We start from the raw sequence: 6,072 nt of genomic DNA, 5'->3' as shown, positions 1-6,072 counted from the left end.
AGTACTCCGTGACGCCTGCGATAGAACCGAGCGGCCGCGGCGTACTGGATGCCCCGCTTTCGCGGGGCATGACAGCTATTGCTACGCGGGCAGATTGCCTATCACTCCGCCGCGACCGTCATGCCGTGGCCGAGCCGCTTCGAGATGGCGCCGGCGCAGTCGCGCAGCGCATGGGCGATCGGGCTGTCCCAGCGCGCGTCGAACGTGCCTTCCGGGCCCATCGCGGTGATGACCAGCGCGACATGGCCGGAATGATCGAACACCGGTGCTGAGAACGCATTGACGCCGGGCAGGGGATCGCCGAGCGCGCGGGCGAGGCCGTGCTTGCGGACTTCAGCGAGCATCTCGGCGACCTTCGCGCCTTTCACCGCGCGCTTGGGATTGTAGCCGACGCCATGGCGGTCGAGGCCGCTTTCGAGCGCGGCATCGATGGTCTTCTCCGGCAGGAAGGCGGCGAAGGCGCGGCCGGTCGCGGTCTCCAGCAGCGCCATCACCGAGCCGGCCCGCATCACGATGTGGACGGGCTGGGCCGGCTCTTCCAGTTGCACCACGGTCGGACCGTGCGTGCCCCAGACCGCGAGCGAGACCGCGTGGCCGATCTGGCTCGCGAGCGCCGCGATCTTGGGACGTGCGATGCGCACGCCGGAGAGGCGGCGCAGGCTGATCAGGCCGAGCTCCAGCGCCAGCGCGCCGATCTCGTAGCGGCCGGTGGTCTCGTCCTGCTCGATCAGCCCGATGCGGGAGAAGCTGGCGAGATAAGGATGCGCCTTGGCCGGCGTCATGCCGGCCTCGCGGGCGAGATCGCGCAGCATCATCGGCTCGCCGCTCCTTGCGAGCGCACGGAGCAGTTCTCCGCCGACCTCGATCGACTGGATGCCGCGGCTTTCCCTCTTCATGCGCCTCCTGGCGTGCGTCCGCTTAGGCCGCCTTGCGCTTGGCGGCGCTGTCGGCAAGGTGTCGTCCGGCAATGTAGCCGAAGGTCAGCGCCGGCCCAAGCGTGATGCCGGCGCCGGGATAATTGCCGCCCATGATGCTCGCCATGTCGTTGCCGGCGGCATAGAGCCCGGGAATCACCCGGCCTTCGGCGTCGAGCGCGCGCGCGTTCTCGTCGGTGACGATGCCGGCATAGGTGCCGAGATCGCCGATCACCATCTTGATGGCATAGAACGGGCCGTTCTCGATCGGCGCGACGCAGGGGTTCGGGCCGTGCAGGGCATCGCCCTGGTAGCGGTTATAGGCCTTCGAGCCCTTGCCGAAGGCGGCATCGTGCCCTTGCGGCGCGGTCGTATTGAATTGCTTGACGGTCTCGGTGAACGCTTTGGCATCGATGCCGGCCTTCGCCGCCAGTGCCTCCAGTGTGGAGCCACGCATGAGGTAGCCGGTCTGCAAATGATGGCCCAGCGGCATCGGGAATGGCGGCACACAGCCGAGGCCATACTTCCGCAGCGTCTTGTGATCGCAGACGAGGAAGGCGGCGATCTCCTCGCCGGGCTTGGCCGCCTTCACCATGGCCTGGACGAAGTCGTGATAGGAATTGCCCTCATTGGCAAAACGCCTGCCGTCGCGCATCACCGCGATCACGCCAGGCTTGGCACGGTCGATGAAGTGCGGCATCACGCCCTTTGACCCGTCCTTGCGCGTGGTTAGGGACACCGGGACCCAGGCGGCCGCGTTCGGCAGGCGATCCTCGATATGTCCGCCGGCGCTTTCCGCAAGGCGCAGACCGTCACCGGTGTTGCCGGCCGGTCCCGGCGAATAATGCTCATTGCCGGTCGGCGCATGTGGAAACATCTTTCTGCGTCGCTCGACATCGTGCGGAAAGCCGCCGCAGGCGAGCACGACGCCATGGCGCGCGCGGACGTGCACATCGCGTCCCTCACGCGAAACGATCGCGCCGATGACGGCGCCATTCTCGACCGTCAGCTCGCGCACCGGCGAGGACAGCCACATCGGAATCTTCAGGTCGAGCGCGGATTTTGCCAGTCGTCCGGCGAGCGCGTTGCCGTTGGTCAAGGTCATGCCGCGGCCGTAGCGCAGCACGTCCATGAAATGCCGCGACAGGCGCTTGGCGACATAGACCGCGGAGGCCAGCGACTTCGTGACGCGCATGAAATGGATGATCTCCTTGCCGGAGCCCAGCATCATGCCGAACACGGTGAGCTCGGGCAGCGGCATGCCCAGCGTCTTGATGTGATCGCCGAGCTCGCGGCCGTCGAACGGGCGCGTCACCATGGAGCGGCCGCCCTGCGCGCCGCCGGGTGCCTCGGCGTGATAGTCGGGAAACACCAGCGGCATGTCGAAGCGCAATGCGGTCTTGGTGGTGAAGAAATCGACCGCTTCGGGGCCGGCGCTCAGGAATGCGTCGACCCGCGCGGCGTCGTAATTGTTGCCGGCCTCGTGCCGCAGATAGGTGCGGGCCTGCTCCGGTGTTTCCTCGATGCCATAAGCCTTGGCAAGAGAGGTGCCGGGGATCCAGAGCCAGCCGCCGGAGCGGGCGGTGGTGCCGCCGAAGCGCGGCTCCTTCTCGACGATGAGCACGTCGAGGCCGCGATGGCACGCGGTGATCGCCGCCGACATGCCGGAGGCGCCTGACCCGGCCACGAGCACATCGCACTCGTAAGTCTCAACTGCGCTGCGCTCGTTACCGGTCATCTGGACCTCACTTCTTCAAGAGTGGACATTTGGACTCGGAGACCGGGCGGAAGGCGTCCTCGCCCTTCACGGTCTTGACGATGTCCAGATAGTCCCACGGCTCCTTGGACTGCTCGGGCGACTTCACCTTGGCGAGATACATGTCGCGGATGACGCGGCCGTCCTCGCGTAACTTGCCGCCATGGACGAATGTATCCTCGATCGGCAGCTCGCGCATCTTGGCCATCACCTTGGCGGACTCGTCGGTTCCGGCGGCCTTGATGGCCTTGAGATAATGCAGCACCGAGCCGTAGACGCCGGTCTGGATCATGGTCGGCATCACCTTGGTGCGCTCGTAGAATTTCTTCGACCAGGCGCGAGTCGCCTCGTCCATCGCCCAGTAGGAGGCCGTGGTCATATAGGTGCCCTGCGCGGCCTTGAGGCCGATCGCGTGCACGTCGGTCTCGAACATCAACAGGCCGACCAGCTTCTGGCCGCCCTGGACGAGGCCGAACTCGCCGGACTGCTTGATGGCGTTGTCGGTGTCCTGGCCGGCATTGGCGAACGCAACCACGTCGGATTTCGAGCTCTGGGCCTGGAGCGCGAAGGAGGAGAAGTCCGCGGTGTTGGTCGGATGCTTGACGCCGCCGAGCACCTTGCCGCCCATCTCATTGATGAAGCGGGTTGCGTCCCTCTCGAGCTGTTGGCCGAAGGCATAGTCGGCGGTGATGAAGTACCAGGACTTGCCGCCCTCCTTGATCACGGCGGAGGCCGTCACCTTCGACAGGGCATAGGTGTCGTAGGTGAAATGCACGGTGTTGGGGCTGCACAGCTCGTCGGTCAGCGAGCTTGCACCGGGGCCCGAGAGCAGTGCGACCTTGCCCCGCTCGCGCACCATGTTGTGCACGGCGATCGCGATGCCGGAATTGGGAATGTCGACGACGGCATCGACCTTGCCGTTGTCGAACCAGCCGCGCACGATCTGCACGCCGACATCGGTCTTCATCTGGTGGTCGGCGCTGATGATCTCGATCGGCTTGCCGAGCACGGTCGCTCCGAACTCCTCCACCGCCATTTTCGCCGCTTCGACCGAGCCCGGCCCGCTGTTGTCGCGGCCCCAGCTCGACAGATCCGTCAGCACGCCGATCCGCACCACGTCGTCGGAGACTTGCGCGGTGGCAGCTGTAGTCATGGCAGCTGTAGTCATGGCCGCGAGCATGGCGCAGGCCAGAAGCCCTTTCATCGTGGTTCCCTCTCTTATGGGCCGCTTGGTGCGGCGGGTTATTCTGGCGGCTAGTTAGATATGGGCGAATGAGTTTGTCAATGGCGAATAAGGGCGCCGGCCGAGGTTCCATAGTCCCCGCGACGACATTGCGGAGATGTCCGCGCAGCTGCCTCAGCACCCGTCATTGCGAGGAGCCCTTGCGACGAAGCAATCCAGACTGCCTCTGCAGAGAAAGTCTGGCGGGTCCGCCATCGGCCGGTGCCAAACTCGCAATGACGGGTGTTGAGGCTGTGGGCGCGAAAATCCCGCATTGTGATCTCGGCGAGAGGCAACACCTCCGCAGGTTGCAACCACGCGCGCGATTATTCATGATGCCATCCGGAATCTTTGGGGGCAGGGCATGACGGCAGCAACGGGGGTCTCCGCTTCGGCGGAGAAATCGACGACGGCGCATGTGGTGTGGGCGAGCGCGCTTGGCACCGCGATCGAGTGGTATGACTTCCTGATCTACGGCACCGCCGCGGCGCTCGTCTTCAACAAGCTGTTCTTTCCGAGCTTCGATCCCTTCGTCGGTACGCTCGTGGCGTTCTCGACCTATGCAGTCGGCTTCGTGGCGCGGCCGATCGGCGGCGCGATCATCGGGCATTACGGCGACCGGCTCGGCCGCAAGACCATGCTGGTCGCGACCATGATCGCGATGGGGCTCGGCACCTTCCTGATCGGCTGCCTGCCGACCTACAGCCAGATCGGCGTCTGGGCGCCGATCCTGCTCGTCTGCCTGCGCTTCGTCCAGGGCATCGGGCTCGGGGGCGAATGGAGCGGCGCGGTGGTGATGGTAATCGAGCATGCCGGCAATCGCCGCGGCTTTTACGGCAGCCTGGTGCAGGTCGGCTTTCCCGTCGGCGTCGCCGCCTCCACCGGCATCTTCGGCCTGATGACGAAGCTGCCCGAGGCCGACTTCCTCAGCTGGGGATGGCGCGTGCCGTTCCTGATCAGCATTCTGCTCGTCGGTATCGGCTTCATCGTGCGGCTCAAGCTTGCGGAGACGCCGCATTTCAAGGAGGTGGTCGAGCGCAAGGAGGTGCTGGCGCAGCCGGTGCTCGAGGTGCTGCGTCGCGACTGGCGCAGCTTTCTGCTCGCGATCGGCATCACGGTGTCGGAGGTCGGGCTCGCTTATCTCCTCACCGTCTTCACCGTGGTCTATGCCACGACAAAGCTCGGACTGCCGCGGCAGGTGATCCTCGACGCGGTCGTCTGTGCCGCCATCGTCGAGTTCGCGACGCTGCCCCTCGCCGGCTGGCTCTCCGACATCTTCGGCCGCAAGTCGCTGTACCTCGCCGGCGGCGTGTTCTCGGTGGCGCTGGCGTTCCCGCTGTTCTGGTTCCTCGACACCAGGGAGCCGGCGCTGATCACGCTCGCGCTCGTCGTCACGATGACGCTGACCCATGCGCTGCTGTTCGGGCCAAAGGCCGCGTTCATGCCGGAGCTGTTCCGCACCCAGGTGCGCTACAGCGGTGCCTCGCTCGGCGCCAACGTCGCGGCGGCATTGAGCGGCGGCTTCTCGCCGTTGATTGCGGCCGCGCTGCTGGCATGGGCCGGCTCGTACTGGGCGGTGTCGGTCTACATCATCGCGCTGTCGATCATCACGATCATCGCAACGCTGATGGCGCCGGAGACGGCGCGGGAGTCACTGAAGTTCTGAGCGTCGCGGCAAGCAGGCGGGATTTGCCGCGTTCGGAATCACCAGGACGGTGATGGTCGCTGGCGCAAGCCGGATTGCTCCCGCTGGTGTTGCCTGCGCCTCGAGCCTGGGCAGCATGCCATCGGCAGTCAGCGTGAGCGTCTTGCCGTTCAACTGCACGGTCGGGCCCTGGAGCCGCACCGCGTGCAGTGTGTACCGCTCGGCAGAATCCGAGAGCGTCAGCGGGTGCGTTGCGCTGCGCGAGGCGTTGATGGCGAGCAGCGACACCGCGCCCGCCATGGCCGGGTGGCAATGCGCGTAGAGATGAAGATCGGACGAAGCGGCCTTGCCTGCGTCGAGCACGATCGTTCCCATCAGCCCGCGCCAGAGCAGCGCAGCCCAGTAACTCGGCCGCGGCCGGAACGTTGCTTCGTCGACCAGACCGTAATCGCTGGCGGCCAGCGTATTGTGCATCACCACCTGGACGCCGGCCTTCGCCAGGCGTCCGAGCTGGTCGAGATAGCGGAAGGTGTCG

Annotated in this window: 5 protein-coding genes; 1 reads left to right on the top strand and 4 read right to left on the bottom strand. The window is 65.9% G+C overall.

Annotated features, from left to right (window positions below):
- Positions 1-101 precede the first annotated feature (101 nt).
- The 3 genes from CWO91_RS23300 to CWO91_RS23290 are packed head-to-tail and all read right to left on the bottom strand — an operon-like array spanning position 102 to position 3,874.
- Positions 102-896, bottom strand: a complete 795-nt coding sequence (locus CWO91_RS23300; RefSeq protein ID WP_130216628.1) for an IclR family transcriptional regulator — start codon at positions 894-896, stop codon at positions 102-104.
- Positions 897-918: 22 nt separating this feature from the next.
- Entirely contained in the window at positions 919-2,652 is a 1,734-nt protein-coding gene (locus CWO91_RS23295; protein ID WP_130216626.1) for an FAD-dependent oxidoreductase, read from the bottom strand.
- Between the two features lie 7 nt (positions 2,653-2,659).
- Positions 2,660-3,874 carry an ABC transporter substrate-binding protein gene (locus CWO91_RS23290; protein ID WP_130216624.1) on the bottom strand — a complete coding sequence of 405 codons (1,215 nt, stop codon included), beginning with the start codon at positions 3,872-3,874 and terminating at the stop codon, positions 2,660-2,662.
- A gap of 382 nt (positions 3,875-4,256) precedes the next feature.
- On the opposite strand from CWO91_RS23290, the gene CWO91_RS23285 reads away from it, so the two are divergent.
- Positions 4,257-5,558 carry an MFS transporter gene (locus CWO91_RS23285; RefSeq protein WP_130216622.1) on the top strand — a complete coding sequence of 434 codons (1,302 nt, stop codon included), beginning with the start codon at positions 4,257-4,259 and terminating at the stop codon, positions 5,556-5,558.
- Here CWO91_RS23285 and CWO91_RS44415 read toward each other — a convergent pair.
- Positions 5,544-6,011, bottom strand: coding sequence for a hypothetical protein (locus tag CWO91_RS44415; protein WP_245471342.1), 468 nt, complete (start codon positions 6,009-6,011; stop codon positions 5,544-5,546). The two genes, CWO91_RS23285 and CWO91_RS44415, sit on opposite strands and share 15 nt — an antisense overlap.
- Positions 6,012-6,072: the final 61 nt, after the last annotated feature.

Origin of the sequence: Bradyrhizobium genosp. SA-3 (genome assembly GCF_004212635.1) — a bacterium.
GTDB lineage: Bacteria > Pseudomonadota > Alphaproteobacteria > Rhizobiales > Xanthobacteraceae > Bradyrhizobium.
Note: the sequence above shows the minus strand (reverse complement) of the source record. Positions and strands in the feature narration are given on the sequence as shown.